General features: G+C 33.7%; 14 protein-coding genes and 1 pseudogene. 7 read left to right on the top strand and 8 right to left on the bottom strand.

Annotated elements, in window-relative coordinates; genetic code table 11:
* Nucleotides 1-473: 473 nt before the first annotated feature.
* From ACFILA_RS01955 to ACFILA_RS01930, 6 genes are all read right to left on the bottom strand, one after another.
* Nucleotides 474-836, bottom strand: a complete 363-nt coding sequence (locus tag ACFILA_RS01955; protein ID WP_273791361.1) for a hypothetical protein — start codon at nucleotides 834-836, stop codon at nucleotides 474-476.
* 216 nt (nucleotides 837-1,052) lie between these two features.
* Complete coding sequence (locus ACFILA_RS01950; protein ID WP_273791362.1) at nucleotides 1,053-1,415, bottom strand: hypothetical protein; 363 nt, start codon at nucleotides 1,413-1,415, stop codon at nucleotides 1,053-1,055.
* Nucleotides 1,416-1,589: 174 nt separating this feature from the next.
* Nucleotides 1,590-1,946: a hypothetical protein gene (locus ACFILA_RS01945; protein ID WP_273791363.1), complete on the bottom strand. Its 357-nt coding sequence runs from the start codon at nucleotides 1,944-1,946 to the stop codon at nucleotides 1,590-1,592.
* Between the two features lie 897 nt (nucleotides 1,947-2,843).
* Entirely contained in the window at nucleotides 2,844-3,077 is a 234-nt protein-coding gene (locus tag ACFILA_RS01940; RefSeq protein WP_273791557.1) for a hypothetical protein, read from the bottom strand.
* Between the two features lie 273 nt (nucleotides 3,078-3,350).
* Nucleotides 3,351-3,530, bottom strand: a complete 180-nt coding sequence (locus ACFILA_RS01935; protein ID WP_375660554.1) for a hypothetical protein — start codon at nucleotides 3,528-3,530, stop codon at nucleotides 3,351-3,353.
* A gap of 424 nt (nucleotides 3,531-3,954) precedes the next feature.
* Nucleotides 3,955-4,650, bottom strand: coding sequence for an HAD family hydrolase (locus ACFILA_RS01930; RefSeq protein WP_375660123.1), 696 nt, complete (start codon nucleotides 4,648-4,650; stop codon nucleotides 3,955-3,957).
* Between the two features lie 371 nt (nucleotides 4,651-5,021).
* On the opposite strand from ACFILA_RS01930, the gene ACFILA_RS01925 reads away from it, so the two are divergent.
* A complete protein-coding gene (locus ACFILA_RS01925; protein WP_375613050.1) occupies nucleotides 5,022-6,110 on the top strand; it encodes a site-specific DNA-methyltransferase in 1,089 nt (362 codons plus the stop codon).
* Nucleotides 6,111-6,866: 756 nt separating this feature from the next.
* Here the strand turns inward: ACFILA_RS01925 and mutY are convergent.
* Nucleotides 6,867-7,925: an A/G-specific adenine glycosylase gene (gene mutY, locus ACFILA_RS01920; protein WP_375660553.1), complete on the bottom strand. Its 1,059-nt coding sequence runs from the start codon at nucleotides 7,923-7,925 to the stop codon at nucleotides 6,867-6,869.
* 202 nt (nucleotides 7,926-8,127) lie between these two features.
* Between mutY and ACFILA_RS01915 the strand changes: the two genes are divergently transcribed.
* From ACFILA_RS01915 to ACFILA_RS01900, 4 genes are all read left to right on the top strand, one after another.
* Nucleotides 8,128-8,628: a DUF721 domain-containing protein gene (locus ACFILA_RS01915; RefSeq protein WP_273791561.1), complete on the top strand. Its 501-nt coding sequence runs from the start codon at nucleotides 8,128-8,130 to the stop codon at nucleotides 8,626-8,628.
* A gap of 82 nt (nucleotides 8,629-8,710) precedes the next feature.
* Nucleotides 8,711-9,370, top strand: a complete 660-nt coding sequence (locus ACFILA_RS01910) for a DsbA family protein (RefSeq protein WP_273791562.1) — start codon at nucleotides 8,711-8,713, stop codon at nucleotides 9,368-9,370.
* Nucleotides 9,371-9,547: 177 nt separating this feature from the next.
* Complete coding sequence (gene ppdK / locus ACFILA_RS01905) at nucleotides 9,548-12,214, top strand: pyruvate, phosphate dikinase (RefSeq protein WP_375660552.1); 2,667 nt, start codon at nucleotides 9,548-9,550, stop codon at nucleotides 12,212-12,214.
* Nucleotides 12,215-12,909: 695 nt separating this feature from the next.
* Entirely contained in the window at nucleotides 12,910-13,146 is a 237-nt protein-coding gene (locus tag ACFILA_RS01900; protein ID WP_375660551.1) for a hypothetical protein, read from the top strand.
* Nucleotides 13,147-13,953: 807 nt separating this feature from the next.
* Here ACFILA_RS01900 and ACFILA_RS01895 read toward each other — a convergent pair.
* The gene (locus ACFILA_RS01895) at nucleotides 13,954-14,787 is read right to left on the bottom strand and encodes a peptidoglycan-binding domain-containing protein (RefSeq protein WP_375643145.1); all 834 of its coding nucleotides are present in this window, start codon (nucleotides 14,785-14,787) and stop codon (nucleotides 13,954-13,956) included.
* A 1,039-nt stretch (nucleotides 14,788-15,826) separates the two neighbouring features.
* On the opposite strand from ACFILA_RS01895, the pseudogene ACFILA_RS01890 reads away from it, so the two are divergent.
* Together ACFILA_RS01890 and ACFILA_RS01885 are read left to right on the top strand one after the other, a co-directional pair.
* Nucleotides 15,827-16,202 (top strand): annotated as a pseudogene (locus ACFILA_RS01890) (DUF5330 domain-containing protein).
* A gap of 108 nt (nucleotides 16,203-16,310) precedes the next feature.
* Nucleotides 16,311-16,721: a SufE family protein gene (locus ACFILA_RS01885; protein WP_375660550.1), complete on the top strand. Its 411-nt coding sequence runs from the start codon at nucleotides 16,311-16,313 to the stop codon at nucleotides 16,719-16,721.
* The last annotated feature ends 45 nt before the right edge of the window (nucleotides 16,722-16,766 follow it).

Genomic DNA, 16,766 nt, shown 5'->3' with positions numbered 1-16,766 from the left:
AATGTTCACAGAAAATCTGTTGCAGATGAAAATTTCCTCTCTATTATTCACTCACTTAAATTTTACAACGTATCTTCACTTGTGCACCTTCTAAAATAATAAAATTAAATAGATAGAATGGTAGTTACTGAAGAACTTTTGTATAAAACTCAATCATTCATAGTTATTTTATGCTCTTAATACTTTGTAACAATTACATCTGCTAAACCGAATGTTAAAATGATACATCTCAGAATTCACACTGGAAGATTTATAAGGTAATTTTATGGCATTTCGTGCGCAAATCTATACTTTGCATAATCTTTTTTTAGCATAATTTATCATTTTGTATAATAATAGATATTATATTTATGCTATACAGTATGGTAACTTAAAGTTTATCCATAGAAAACATACAACAGCCTGCTAAATGATGTGAAGCAGGCTGTAAAGTATTCTCATTTTTAATAGAAAAAATACTGAGTATCTTTGAATTATTTTCCTTTAATTTTTCCTATTGCACATCCGATTATCCCGCTAAATATGGACATAACAAATCCAGTCAAGAATCCAAAACCTAAAGCTCCTACTGTAGAAAAAATTCCTAGCGTAATTGGTTCAAACACTTTCTCAAATTTTCCTTCAAAGGCAGATTCACTTTTTGCTTTATGAGTGAAACTTGGGACATAAAGAGCCGCTATATCGATAGCTTTTTTCTTTCCTTGTTCTATTAAAGAGACAGTTTCCCATTGAGTATCATTGTTCAAATGATTGGCATGAACATTTATAACTTGTGAAAGCAAAAAAGAAACTGCTATTAAAATATTTAATACGTAAGTTTTCAATACTTTAATCATAATTTTTCACCAATACTTTTACTTTTATTTTAATCTGAATTGAATAGATTCGTCGGCAGAATTAGTGCACATTGAGAGAAACAGAAGCATTTAAAGCTTTTTTCATTCTTAGTGTGATAATTCATTAGTTTTTTGTCATCAACAATCGATCAACACAGAATATATCCATAGTTTATATTTCATATGAGAAGGTTTTATTCTGATGAAATTTCAATTCTAACGAGATTTAAAACACGATATTATTTTACTTATTATCCATCCTAAAAACATGCCTATCGTACTTGATGCATATCCAAGTGCCATCCCCATACCAAAAGCCCCGATTGTAAGAGGTTCAACGACCTTTTCAAATTTTCCTTCAATAGTAGTTTCATTACTCACTCCACGATTTAAACTGGGTCTATAGAGAGAAACGGTATGGACTGCATCCTTTCTTTTCTGCTTTATTGCAGAAACAAAAGTATTCTCACGATGAGTACTATTTTGCAAAGAGTTTGCATGTACATTTACAACCTGAGAAAGAGAAAAGGCAGACATAATGAAAATACTTAATATATGATTTTTAAATAATTTAATCATAATTTACCTCAAATATTTTATACTATATATATGCGTAAATTTATACTTTGGATATTTGGATATAATCTACAACATTTATATTTTGTAGAAAGATGAGCTTCATTATGTAATTATTTACAATAAATTATAGACACATAATGAAGCTAATATTCTAGAGTTCTAGATGAGGTTGAATTATTTGAACATCAAGACTATGTCCTTTATCCAACTTATTATCGATCCTATAAAGCTCATTGCATATCCAGTAAACAATAGTCCCATTCCTATAGTTATAGGCTCAACGACCTTTTCTAATTTTCCTTCACCAGTTGTTCCATTTTCTGTTTGATAATTTACAGATGGAACATAGAAAGCAGTCGTAGAAACTACATCGGATGTCGCATATTTTACTTGTTCCATTGGGAAAACAGAAAGTTCCTCTTTTGGAGTATCATTTTTCAAATAGTTTGCATTAACATTTACAGTTTGTGAAATAAAAAAAGTGCTCGCTATAAAAATGCTTAAGATATAATTTTTAAATATTTTTATCATAACTTTACCTCAAATATTTTTAAGTTATATATGTAAGAAATATACATAATGTTTATGTATCTCACACTATATATAATTTATATATTTCAATATGTATTTTTAGTCAATAATAAAAATACATATAAAAATATAACTGTAATTTTTTATAATTATTATTGTAAAAAAGTAACAGTAATAATTACAAAAATATTTTTTAAAAAAATTTATGAAATATCTTATTATGTGTTATATATAAAACAACACGTGGTTATCGTATGATTTTTATAAAATGATATTAATGTTATTTTTTTTAATACAATTATAAATAATAAAGTTGATCAAACTTTTTACATAATAAATATATATAAATTTATTTATTATAGATATTATAATAAAAACATAAAAATTATGATGTATTTATAAAAATATTATTAAAAAATTAAAATATTAATGGACACGTTAAAATATTATTATTTATATGAGTTATTATAGATAGTCATTATTGTAATAATATGTGTTATATAGATATTATCAAGTTATTATTCAATGATTATTAATTGCATAATGATAGCATAATACTACTGCTTACTTAACTATTAATTATATACATTTATCTTATAGATAATAATATGTTATAGATACTAAAAAATATACAGCTCTCTCATAGTGGAAAGTAGAGCTCGAATTGGATAGAGATAAATGATATTATCTTTTTCTCGCCAATGTGAGCGGCGTATTACTATGATGTAAAGTGTATAGAAGAATGTCAATTCAGACATATTTATGAGTGCCGAAAGATCAGCATTGGATAATATTTTTCGACATGTTCTTCTTTCCAAACTGAAAAGCCGCTTTTATTTTTAGAAAGGGTGTTTTTCCTAAAGTTGGATTACTTTTGAAAAGATCTGATTTCATTGCTTATTTAAAAAGTCTATTAAGTGCTTTTGGAAAATTTTGAGCAACTACTGGTATCTCTGTACGTTGTTTAACATGATTGTATGTTTCATATTTAAGTGCTTTTTTAAAGAAACCGTTCTCAAGGTACTCAAGCCTATTTTGCAACGCTATATATGATGATAAAGTCCCATAATATAAAATTCTTAGGACATCAGAATTTTTGACGTTTATAAAGAAGAAAGATGGCAGTGCCATACACTTTGCTCGCTCCTAATGTTGCTACTAATTTTTGCCTTTTGAGATAATTCATTAAAAGGCATTTTTATTTCTTTAATTCAGCTTATCCAGATTTTAAATGAGAGGATCTTACAATATTCGGTTTTTTTGCTTAATTTGAATAATGATTAATTATTGATTATAAATCAACATGTTGTCTGTAAATTACTTGGTATGAAATGTTTTTTATAAAAGGCACATTTTTCATAAAAATGTATTCTTTTTGTTTTTTGTAATCTTAGGGAGGTTGTACTAATTGATGCTGTTAAAATACTGTTTGAGCAGCAAAGTAAATAAGCCTTCAACAAGTTTACGAGATTTGGATTGAGTAAATATAAGCCCGTGTAACTCAACAAGGACGCTTTTGTCATTTTCAATAAACTCTTGTGTTCCATAGATTCCGCGAATTTTAATATTTTTTTCCATGATCAATAGGCACATCCCTTACAATTTTACCATAGTATGTGATTTTTTTGATCAGATGAAAGAGGCTAGCAATTCTCACATCTTATCGAGCAAGGCATCGTAATATTCCTTTTTTGACAAATATAATAATTTATCAGGATGAGCTGCTGAGGTTGGGAGTGGGATATCGGAGTTGAGATAGATAAGCAGGGTTTAATTTTTATGAGTTGGCACCCCTGTTTTTTGCTTTTTTAAAAGCACGTGCAATGGTTAACAGACTTATGATTTCAATGAGGCGCTATATTTTTCCTTCACATTGAGATGCAATTCACCCGTGTCGTGAATTACGCATTTATTGAAGTTATTATAAAAGGAGCAGCGAGAAGAGAAGGACATTTGAATAAAAATGCTTCTTACAAGAGTTTACAAATTGATATATTCAAGAGATTTTTTATAATAGATCTCGCCATACTGCCATTGCTTCTAAGACTTCTCCTAAATGAGCATGTTTTGCAATAACTGTTTCTGCACCAGCTTCTGCAAGTGCATTAGAATGGCCAAAATAGCTATGTGATCCTCCCGTAAAGCCGATGACACGCATGCCTGCTGCTATGGCTGCGTGTACACCATGAAGTGAATCTTCTATAACGATAGTGTTTTGGGGCTCTGCCTGTAATTGTTGTGCGGCAAAAAGGAAAACATCAGGGGCCGGTTTCGTTCTTTTTGTTCCAACTTCAGGTGCTGAAAATATTTTACCTTCAAAAAGGTCATAGAGATCAACCGTGGTGAGCATCTCTTTTATATCTACGCTTTTTGCATTAGAGCAGATACAGTAGGGATAGCGTGTTTGAATAATTTCTACAGCTTCTCTTACATCATCAATAGCCCGTAATTTAGTTTTTATTTGTGTACGAAAAATATTAGTCATTTGGTCTATGAGATGAGCAGAAATTGGTTTTTCTGTTTCCTGTTCAACGTGTTTAAGAATATCGCGAAAGATAAGCCCTGCAAAACGCTCACTCAATTCTTCGGGTGATATTTCATATCCTGTTTGTTTGAGCAATTGTGATCCAATTTTTGCTGCAAGATATTCAGAGTCAACGAGAACTCCGTCACAATCAAAAATAATAAGATCTATCTGAGGCATAAGATATTCCTTTACATGTTACGAGATGGACAATTTTCATGAAAACGATATTGAGAGGATCTTATTTCATAAAAATAAGTTTTGAAAATGATTCTTAATTCTTTTACGAAATAAAAGATATGGGAACAGTACATTGAAAAAAAGAAAATTAAGGTTTCATTCATGTGAAAGTTTTTTTTACTAAAAAAACAAAAACAATTATCAATTTTGTAGAATTTTAACGATACGTTTACGCTATTTTGTAAATATGGATTGGTAATGCGGGCCTATAAACTATTTTAGTTGATTATAGGGCAAATTTAGTTAATTTTGTTGGGTTTTTCATGACAGTTATTCAGCTTCAAAAAGATTTCCTTCGTATCCCCTCACAAATGCCATGGCGCAATAAAATTTTTAAAGGAGATTGTGTTTCCGTTCTAGAAAAACTTCCAAAACATTCTGTTGATATGATTTTTGCAGATCCACCCTATAATTTGCAATTGGATGGAGCTTTATACCGTCCAGATCATTCGCTTGTTGATGCGGTTGATGATGCATGGGATCAGTTTGAGAGTTTTGCTGCTTATGATGCTTTTACCCGTGCATGGTTGCTTGCTTGTCGTCGTGTATTAAAACCCAACGGAACACTTTGGGTTATCGGATCTTACCATAATATTTTTCGGGTTGGGACGGCATTACAAGATTTAGGTTTTTGGATGCTTAATGATATTATTTGGCGCAAGAATAATCCGATGCCTAATTTTCGAGGGCGCCGTTTTCAAAATGCTCATGAGACGCTTATTTGGGCCGTGCGAGATCAAAAAGATAAAAAGTACACATTTAATTATGATGCCTTAAAAGCGGCAAATGAAGATCTACAAATGCGTTCAGATTGGCTTTTCCCTCTCTGCACTGGAGCTGAACGTTTAAAGGATGATTCAGGGCGTAAATTGCATCCAACACAAAAACCGCAAGCGTTATTAGCGCGTATTATTATGGCTTCTAGTAAACCTGGTGATGTTATTCTCGATCCGTTTTTTGGTTCGGGAACAACAGGTGCTGTTGCCAAGCTTTTAGGGCGTGATTTTGTTGGGATTGAACGCGAGCAAGATTACATCGATGCAGCATGTGAGAGAATTGCGGCGGTTCAACCTTTAGCGCAACCAGAACTAGCGATTTTGGATAGAAAAAAAGCAGAACCGCGCGTAGCATTCAACAGTTTGCTTGAAGCAGGTTTACTCTATCCTGGAGAAGTTCTTTATGATCGTAAGAAGCAAGTATCTGCTATTGTAAGAGCTGATGGTACGATTATGCATGGTGGTGAAGCGGGTTCAATTCACGCAATGGGAAGAAAGGCTCAAGATTCGCAGAGTTGTAATGGTTGGACCTTTTGGTATTATGAGGAAAATGGACGGTTGAAGTCCATAGATCATTTAAGAATGATTATACGTTCACAAATGTTAAAAACGGGTGTTTTATGAACTAAGCTGATCGCTTCATTCTATTGACCACCAATGTACCTGATCTTGATTAAGATGGACGTGAGGGCGTTTTATGCCTTTCTTAGATGTTTTTTATTGACACACTAATCTCGCTTGTAAGCGGCAAGCGAGTATTTTTATGCTTCTTGTAGAAGAAATTAAAATGAGAAATTTTCACTCTATGTTCTAGTTTTAGTTCCAAGACAGTAAAATTTCAATATAAGCTTATAAAAATGAAATATCAGAATTAAAAGGTTCATTCAGAAGTTCCAAATTAAGTGCTTTTTTGAATACGTACATCTGTAAAGTGCGTAAAATGTATTTATTTATAAAGATAATTTAACGCAACTCATATTGAATTGCCCTCGGAATATCGTCAAGTTTTTTCATTTCAAACTTGTTCCATATTGAATCGATGAAAATTACTTGCTTGCATGTCATAAACGGGGTTGGCGTGTGAATAAAAATTGTTAACGAAAGAACTAAAAATACCTCTTATGAACCGTTTCACGTACCAAGGGATGTTGAGGGGGCTGGTAAATATAACGATGGAGCCGACTTACTCCTTCATAAGCGAAAAAAGGATAGAACCTGAAATTTAAATTTAAGATTTCTAAGCTTTTCTATTCCTCCTTAATTCTTATCTGTAGAAAAAATTGGTTATTTCATTTTTTTAATTTTTCTTTTGCAGATTAATAAATAATTGCTAGAGATACAAAAGTCTCTGTTAGAAAACATTTTTATGAATAGGGAAGGTTATTTAAATCTGAAAGAATTGGGAAGTGCTACGGAAATGGCTTTTTTCATAACAGTAGGTAATGCTTCTTCGGTAAGATGTTGAATGTTACACCACCAACCATTTTCACAATTCATTTCATGAACATCTTCGGTATAGTAAACATCGAGTTTTAGAGAAAAGTGAGTAAAAACATGTGTAATTTGTCCCTTGAATTGCCAATTGGCAGTAAAGGGTGCGTTTTGGAGCCCATTTTCGTTGTTTATGCCAATATTGTTAGGAATTTGGGTCATTCCACCAAGGAGCTTTTGTGTCTGTCGTTTTTCCAAATAAATTTGTCTCTTTTTATTAAGGACCACAAAAGCAATACCTGTTTTTGAAGGGCGTTCTTTTTTAGGGGCTTTAACTGGAAAAGACTCCGGTTGTTGCATCTTTTCTGCTTTGCATAAACATTGAAGAGGGCAGGTATAACAAGATGGTTTGCGTGGAGTACAAATTGTTGCTCCCAAATCCATCATTGCTTGAGCAAAGTCACCAGGACGATTTAAAGCAGTAATTTTTTGTGTTTTTTCTTTAATTTCAACTTTTGCTTTTTGCAATATTGAAGTGATAGCAAAAAGTCGCGCTACCACACGTTCGGCATTACCATCAACCACTGCTACAGGGTGGTTAAAAGCAATCGCAGCAATGGCTGCGGCAGTATAATCTCCAATACCGGCTAGAGTTCGCAATTCTTTTACAGATTGTGGAAATTGTCCCGCGTAGTTTTCAACAAGCTGTCGCGCACATTTTTTAAGATTACGTGCGCGTGAATAATAACCAAGTCCAGCCCATGCTTTCATGATATCATCTTGTGAGGCTTTTGCTAAAGAGAAAAGATCAGGCCATAGTTTTAGAAATTTTTTAAAATAAGGCTTAACTGTTTCAACGGTTGTTTGTTGAAGCATGATTTCAGAAAGCCAAACTTGATAAGGATCAGGACGGATACCTTGTTTTTGCTTTTCAGGGGTAATCCGCCATGGAAGATGTCTGTGATTTTGATCGTACCAAGCAAGGAGGTGCGAAGAAATTTCATACATGATTGCTTTCAAGCATAGGGAGATATAAAATGCAAAAGAAAAAATTATTTATTTTGTAATTCATGTTTTTTGCTCTTTATTGTCAAGGCTCTGGTGAGAAAAGGCTTTTTATTTTGTTGATATTTCATAAATTGAGGAGGCAACAATTTCTAGATGAAACAAATGATTTTAATTTAGTAAGCGGTTGAACAATGATCTAAAAATGAGAAAACAACTTAAAAAACGTATCTTTTATTCTCTTTCTGAGACGGTATACAAAATACTTGATCCAGTTTTACGCAAACGGACAGGGCTTAATGTAGCGCTTATAGAACATTGGCCACAGATTGCGGGCTATGATATTAGTGAACATACAATGCCGCTTAAAATTATTTGGAAACGTCGTGCAGATCAAGATGAAGTTTTTCAGCCAGCAACACTTGTTGTCGCATGTGAAGGATTTGCTGCGTTAAAATTGATGCATGAAACAGAGGAATTACTTCATAGAATTAACGGATTTTTTGGCTATATTGCTATTGATCGCATCAAGATTGAGCAAAGGAGTATGTCGGTTTTTATGAATCACTTGCCTCTAAAACCGCCTTTGAGTGAACAAGACAAAAAATGCGTGGAAAAAATGCTTGAAGGAATTGAAGATAAAAGCTTGCACCAAGCACTTTATAAACTTGGCTGTTGCATTTTCTTGGAAAAAAATAATAAATAGGAAGATATTTTATATATTTTTCTTTAATATATGAGAAAGCATTGGATTCCTATTCGTTAATAACAACAGAAAAGTATTATTTATGGTAAAATATCGTTCTTTTTTATCTTTCGGGATAATTTTTCTCTTCATAACGATTGTACAAAACAGTGTAACAGTTGCTTTAGCGCGTGATCCCAAACCAGTGGCAACAACTGTTGATATGGCAGAGCTTCTCCAATCGGGTAAAGTAAAGGATCGCTTTGAGGGAGAGGCGGATGCACCAGTCGTCATTGTTGAGTATGCTTCGTTGACATGTACCCATTGTGCGCATTTTTATAATGATATACTTCCCCAAATTCGTAAAAAATATATCAAAACAGGAAAAGTAAAACTTATTTTCCGAGAATATGCTTTTGATCCTCGGGCAACAGCAGGTTTTATGTTGGCACGGTGTGCACCAGAAGATCGCTATTTTCCTTTGATAGAAGTTTTATTTCAAAAACAAAATGAATGGGCTTTCGGAAAAAATGCTCTAACACCATTGAAAAAAATTGGCTTAATGGCTGGTTTTACAGATGAAAGTTTTACTGCTTGTTTGAAAAATCAGTCCATTTTAGATGAAGTAAATGCATCTTTTGAACGCGGTAAAGAGCTTGGTGTCACAGCAACACCTACTTTCTTTATTAATGGTAGTAAATATGAAGGTGCCATGAAAGTAGAAGAATTTTTTTCGGTGATTGATAGTTTTCTTAAAAACTGAATCTTAATCTTCCAGAAGATGGATAGTGATACTTTTGGCCATTATCTCCTTTGGAAGGATTAATATTATGCATTTATGAAGCGATATTGTTTTTGAGCCAATTTTGAATCAAATCATTGCTTTTAAGTGAGCCTCGGTTGAATGATGTTTTGATGCTGATATGGGAGGATTTGTACAGTGAAAAAATGGGTTTATAGTTTTGGAGATGGAAAGGCAGAAGGAAGTGCAAGTGAGCGTAACCTTCTCGGAGGTAAAGGGGCTAATTTGGCAGAAATGAGTAATCTTGGTTTGCCCGTACCGCCAGGATTTACGCTGACAACAGAAGTTTGTAATTTTTATTACGCCCATGACAAATCATATCCAGAAGAGCTACAGGAATCTGTTAAGCAAGCACTAAGACGTGTTGGTGAACAAACAGGACGTGAATTTGGGAGTGAGCAAAAGCCACTTTTGCTTTCTGTTCGTTCAGGGGCTAGGGCTTCTATGCCAGGGATGATGGATACAGTGCTTAACCTTGGCATGAATGATGAGACTGTAAAAGCCATTGCTTTACAAGCCAATAATGAACGTTTTGCTTATGATAGTTATCGGCGTTTTATCCAAATGTATTCTAACGTTGTTTTGGGGCTAGACCATTCGTATTTTGAAGAGATTCTTGATGAAGCAAAGGCATGCAATGGTTACACTATTGATACAGAAATGACAGCAGATGATTGGAAGAATGTTATTATTTCTTATAAAGCCTATGTTGAAGAAAAATTAGGAACCCCTTTTCCACAAGATCCTGAACAACAGTTATGGGGGGCAATTGGAGCCGTTTTTTCAAGTTGGATGACGGCACGCGCAGTTACTTATCGCCGTTTACATAGCATTCCTGAAAGTTGGGGAACGGCAGTTAATGTGCAAGCTATGGTTTTTGGTAACATGGGAGAAGATTCGGCAACAGGTGTTGCTTTTACACGCAATCCATCGACAGGGAAAAAAGAACTTTATGGTGAATTTTTAGTTAATGCGCAAGGGGAAGATGTTGTGGCGGGCATTCGAACGCCTCAAAATATTACAGAAAGTGCGCGTATTGTTGCTGGTTCAAATAGACCGTCGTTAGAAAAAATTATGCCTGAGGCTTTTTTGAAATTATGTCAGATTGCGCAGAAGCTTGAGCAGCATTATCGGGATATGCAAGATCTCGAATTTACCATTGAAAAAGGTAAATTATGGATGCTTCAGACTCGTTCAGGAAAACGCACGGCTCGTGCGGCTCTCAAGATGGCAATTGAAATGGTTGAGGAGGGGTTAATAAACCGTGAAGAGGCTGTGATGCGTATTGATGCAAAGTCGCTGGACCAACTTTTGCATCCAACACTTGATCCTAAAGCAGAACGTTTTGTTATAGGACGTGGTTTACCTGCTTCTCCTGGAGCCGCAACTGGTGAAATTGTTTTTACTTCAGAAGAGGCAGAAACTGTGTCGGCGGAAGGTCGCAAAGTTATTTTGGTCCGTGTAGAAACAAGCCCAGAAGATATTCATGGTATGCATGCTGCAGAAGGAATTTTAACAACGCGTGGCGGTATGACAAGTCACGCTGCTGTTGTTGCGCGGGGGATGGGAAAACCATGTATTTCTGGTGCTGGCAGTGTGCGGATTGATTATAACACAAATACGTTGTTTGCCTCAGGAGAAAGCTTAAAAAAAGGTGATGTTATCACAATTGATGGTGGAAGTGGAGAAATTTTCAAAGGGAAAGTTGCAATGTTGCAGCCTCAGCTTTGCGGAGACTTTGCAAAATTAATGGAATGGGCTGATGGGATGCGACGTATAAGAGTTCGCGCTAATGCTGATACACCATCTGATGCCCGTATGGGGCGATCTTTTGGGGCTGAAGGTATAGGTCTTTGCCGTACGGAGCACATGTTTTTTTCTGATGAACGTATCGTTGCTATGCGTGAAATGATTTTAAGTCATGATGAAAGTGGTCGTCGTAAAGCACTAGATAAGCTTTTGCCAATGCAGCGTTCAGATTTTAGTGAATTATTTGAAATTATGTGTGGTTTACCTGTTACTATCCGCTTGCTAGATCCACCATTACATGAATTTTTGCCTAAAACGAAAGCAGAAATTCTTGATGTTGCAACAGCTATGGGGGTTTCTGCTGAAGTGCTTGCTGAACGCGCTCAGCAGTTGCACGAATTTAATCCTATGCTTGGATTACGAGGATGCCGTTTAGCTATTACTTATCCTGAAATTGCAGAAATGCAAGCGCGGGCGATTTTTGAAGCAGCAGCAGAAGCTGCCCAAAAATCTGGATCTCCTGTTATGCTTGAAATTATGGTGCCACTGGTTGCGCTTAAATCTGAACTCGATTTTGTAAAAGCGCGTATTGATCAGGTTGCTGAAGAAGTGATGAAGGAAAAGGGAAGCACTATTCAATATATGGTTGGGACGATGATTGAACTTCCAAGGGCGGCACTTCGAGCAGATGAAATTGCTGAAACTGCTGAATTTTTTTCATTTGGAACAAACGATTTGACACAAACTACTTTTGGGATTTCCCGTGATGATGCTGCTCCTTTTTTAGCAACCTATTTTCAAAAAGGTCTTTTAGAGCAAGATCCTTTCGTGTCTATTGACCGTGATGGAGTAGGGGAACTTATTACCATTGCTGTACAGCGTGGACGTTCAAAGCGTGCAAAAATAAAATTGGGAATTTGCGGTGAACATGGAGGTGATCCTGCTTCTATTACTTTATGCGAAGAAAATAACCTAGATTATGTTTCGTGTTCTCCTTTTCGAGTACCAATTGCTCGTTTAGCAGCAGCTCAGGCCGCAATAGCAAAAAGGATGTAATGGGTTAATATTTTTTGTTGTATCGTTATTACTGAAATAAATTTTTATATATTCTTTTATTTTCTTTAATAAAGGGAATAAAAATGCTTCTAAAATGCACGATAAGTTATGTTACGCGAGAAAGTGCTTTTTTAGAAGTTTATAAGAAAAAATATAAAGCAGGATAGACAAAGATGTATTATTAATACACTTTCTATTGAAGAACCTCTTGATAGAGAGAAACGTGTTATTGTGCAGTCAATTTACGCGTTTGCTTTTTTATGGGGGAATGAGCTCCTCACGCAAAATAGAATGCTCCAAACAAATGTATTTTTTTGCACATCATGCTGTTTGAGATAGACATCTCTCAGTGGATGTCCATTTCACATTGACATTCGTGGAATGGGGATTATGTAAACCCCCCGTAAGTTTATAAACTCCACTATACGCTACCATCTTTACCTTTATGAAGGAATATAAAAGTTATACAATATGTTGATTTATAATGATATTTTTTTATTTCTTATATTGAACAAAAGCTGTAAATATCATAAGATCTTCTCATTTCAACTTTTTTTATAATGAATCAATCAAAACCATGTTTTTTGCATGTTATAGGCGGGATGAGCGTCTGTGGATAAAAAAATAAAGCAAGGATATGCCTCTTATGAATCGTCTCAAGTGTCAAGAGCTGTCACAAATTGAAGGTAGGTACAGTGTGTAATGGTGCTGGCTTGCTTTTTCACAAGTGTAAAAATGATAGCGCGCGCGCAGTAGGGGCTGCTATTATTCACGGGCGTTGTTGTGAAATGCTCTTGGGTGCTTTAAGAGATGTTTTTTTAAGAAAGCCCGTGAATGGCAATCCAAGTGTATTTCGTTTGGGACATTTTGTTTTGCGTGAGGGGGGAGTGAGTTCAAAAAGACATGTGATAAATAAAAGCATGAGGCAATAGGTAATCTCCATTATTTTAAAGATATTGCTTTAGATGTCTTTGAAAGGCGTAAAGCTGAATTAAAAGGAAATGGCAAAGATGAAAACTGGTTTTTACCTTAAAATTTCATATTCTTCCCAAATTAGGCTGTCTCCCTGTTTTAAGAGATTATACAAACAGAGATGCGCAATATTCTTGCCCCCATTTGGCATACAAAAGCTATAACAGCTGAGAAAAGTACTAAACTGTCTTAACATTTATTTCAAATATACTGCTGCGTTAAATTTAGATGTTGATTTATAGGCAATATTAAACACACACGCTATTTTAGGAAAACAATGTCATAAAACACATAATTTTCCAGCAATAGATTGGAGAGAAGTGCTGTTTTTTTCAGATACTTTGCAAAACAACAACCATAACACAACTAGCTTTACGTCTACTTATCCTTACAGGTGTTTGCATAAATTCTTTGCATCATATTTATAAAGATCAAATTGACGATAATATATGGACAATTCGTGGTTCGATAATATGAAAGGTTTACGTGATACTACAAAAATTTTGTGTCCTTTTATCATCAGAAGCAATAAAAATGCTAGAACAAGCGCGTTTTCTATTTTGCAATATTTCTTTTTTCTGCAATCGGTTGTGGTTTTCTTGCAGCAAATTATACGGCTCAATATGTAATGTGTAAGAAAACCATTCTGATTGATTGAATATAAGAGGGCTTGAGATGAAGGAATGTTTGAGGGGAGCATTAAACAAACGAAAGATGAATTATCATTATAAATTAAGAGATTATTTTTATAATGTAGATGATTAGCTTCAATTAAATAAACCAATTTCACGCATTTTCATTAAAATTGTGTGATTAATTTTACCTGTTACAGGAAGATCAAATATTTTTTGAAACTGTTTTAAAGCTTCTATCGTCTTTTGATCTTCTATTCCTGTGACAATAACCTCTTCATTCCCAAAAATATGTAAAGCTTTTTGCACTTGTATAATATCTTCAACAGAAGGCTCTAAAATAGCTTCTTTTAAGTGTGTCATATTTTTTGTATTGTTTGTTTCTATTTCGCTTTGCTTAATTAATATCGCGATTTCATCTGTTGCGGGATTAGATAGAACATTCTTTTGCATTCTCTGAGCAGTTTGCTGTTTCCATAAAGTGATGGCTCGGCGTGTTTTAGGTCCTTCCAATCCATCTAAGGGTCCATCATAAAGGCCTAATTTTGCTAGTTCTTTTTGCTTTTCCAGCATGCTTGCTGATTGAGAGGATAAAGATGAATTTGTGTGGTTATGATTTTGAGAATGTACAGAAGTTACACGGGAGAGTTCTTGTGATTTTTCTTCTTTTTCCGATAAAGTAGAGCTCTTACCTATACTTTGAACAGAGGAAAATTTCATTTGAGTTAAAATATTTTGATGCGTTGTCATTTGCGAAAATAAAGCATTAAATGAAATAAATAAAAAACTAATGCTAAAAAGAAGAGATCCAACAAAAAATAAAGTATTTTTTCGCGTATAGAAATAAAGAGTTTTTGCACTCCAAAAAATAAAATGAAAAATTATAAGAAGAAGTGTTATAACAATACTACTATAGTATTTACGGTGTTTTACAGTTTTTTTTCGGTATGTCTTTCGTTTTGTTGCCATTACTTTTATTTTCAGTTGCGTTTATTTTTTACAAAGAAACAAATATAAATTAGGAAACGAATATGAATCAGTTCTTACTTCCAGCCAGAGAGAAGTGCATTGACATTATTGATTTTTCCTTTCAAACTCCTAAAATGAGCAGCTTCATTATATCAATTTATAAGTTGATAAATCAACAAGAGTTCTTGGCAACTTTTATTCATTTCGTTTTGACAAGTCTTTAATGTGTATAAAGAGAGCACCAAATGATTAGCATTCAAGATCATTTTGGTGTTTGCAAACTGCATTATCACATATAATTATCTAAACAATAATGCCACGTTATTCTTCATTTTGGGGCATATGTTTGCCTATTATTTAAAATAAAATTGAAAATATTTGCCTATAACACTAAACAGATGACAATCATTATCTATTCTTTATAATTTACATATAGATGGTTACTTATCCATAAACGGTTTGGTAAAATATAATTATCTCTTAATATAATTATATTTTAGTGTAAATAACTTCGTATCAATTAAATTGATTTACAATGTTATAGAAAAACTGGTCTTGAGATCTTTAGATGGAGTTGTAAGAGATGCATCTATTGTTTAATATTTTGATCGACATGTTGATCATGTTTATGATGTGCTAGTAAAAATTTTATAGATAATATAAATATTTTATCGACACTAGAGTCAGAATAACAGAATTTTACTCTTTTTAGCTTTTTCAACTAAGCTAAGATGGTGAACTATTATCTAAAATAAGTATGTACACGACAATGATTATATCTCTCATTTTTTACCATAGTATGTTCATTAACATGATCAGCCTGTAAGTGTATAATTTTGATGTTAATTTTTTACTGAATAGACAATGTATCCTATTTTATACGGCGGAATTTTGCCATATTTATAAAAAAGCCAATGATATAGACCCAATACATGAATACTCAATTTTATAAAAAGCACATTTTATAAATTGTTTATAAAGCAACAGTATATAAAATGCTTCTTTTATTGTATTTACCACTGCGCTACATTGATTATCCATGATACGTTTTTTAATCAAATTATTATTATTATTATTTTTTATTTTTGTCATTATTTCATTTTTTGTAGCAGATCCAAGCAGTAATCATTCTTCTAGCCCCAAAAATAATGAGACAACAACGAGCGATGTGATTATTGCTTTTAAGGAAGCCTTAAATGATTTAGGCGCATTTTGTGACCGTAATATAAAAACCTGTAAAGTAGGAAAATCTTTTTTAAGTTCACTTGGCGAACGCGCATATTACGGTGCAAGAGCTGCTTATGAATATTTAGGGAACATATTAGGGAACAAAAATAATATCAGAGACTTCCCCTAATGTTTCTTACAAAATAGAAATACAAGAGTTCTTACAAAACCATGAAATGTTATCTTGAAATAAGGATTTTTAACGTTCTTCGTGTTATTTATGTTAGGAAGAATAAATATTTATTTTTTATAAGTGTATTCAAGAATGATTATTCAAACGAAACAGGACTAAAATAATGGCGGAAAAAATCGGTACTATTATAGAGAACTTTTCGCTTTTGGATAATTGGGAAGATCGTTATCGTTATGTCATCGAGCTTGGCTATGAATTGCCACCTTTTCCGGAAAGCGCTCGAAATGATGCTCACAAAGTTCCTGGTTGTGTTAGCCAAGTGTGGCTTTTATCTTCACGTAATAACTCAGAAGATCCAATATTGACGTTTAAAGGTGATTCCGATGCTCATATTGTGCGTGGACTCATTTATATACTTCTTGCTTTTTATTCAGGCAAAAAAGCTTCTGAAATTCGCAATTCTGATGCTCAAGAGCTCTTTGAAAAACTTGGTTTAAATGAAAATCTTACACCACAACGATCAAATGGTTTGAAATCAATGATTAAACGGATTCGTAATGAAAGCTATACGTAATCCCCTTGATAGAAATTGCTATATATACAAAAGCTTCACACAAAA

The organism is Bartonella sp. CL71SXKL, from assembly GCF_042194935.1.
GTDB lineage: Bacteria > Pseudomonadota > Alphaproteobacteria > Rhizobiales > Rhizobiaceae > Bartonella.
This window is presented reverse-complemented; position numbering and strand designations above follow the sequence as displayed.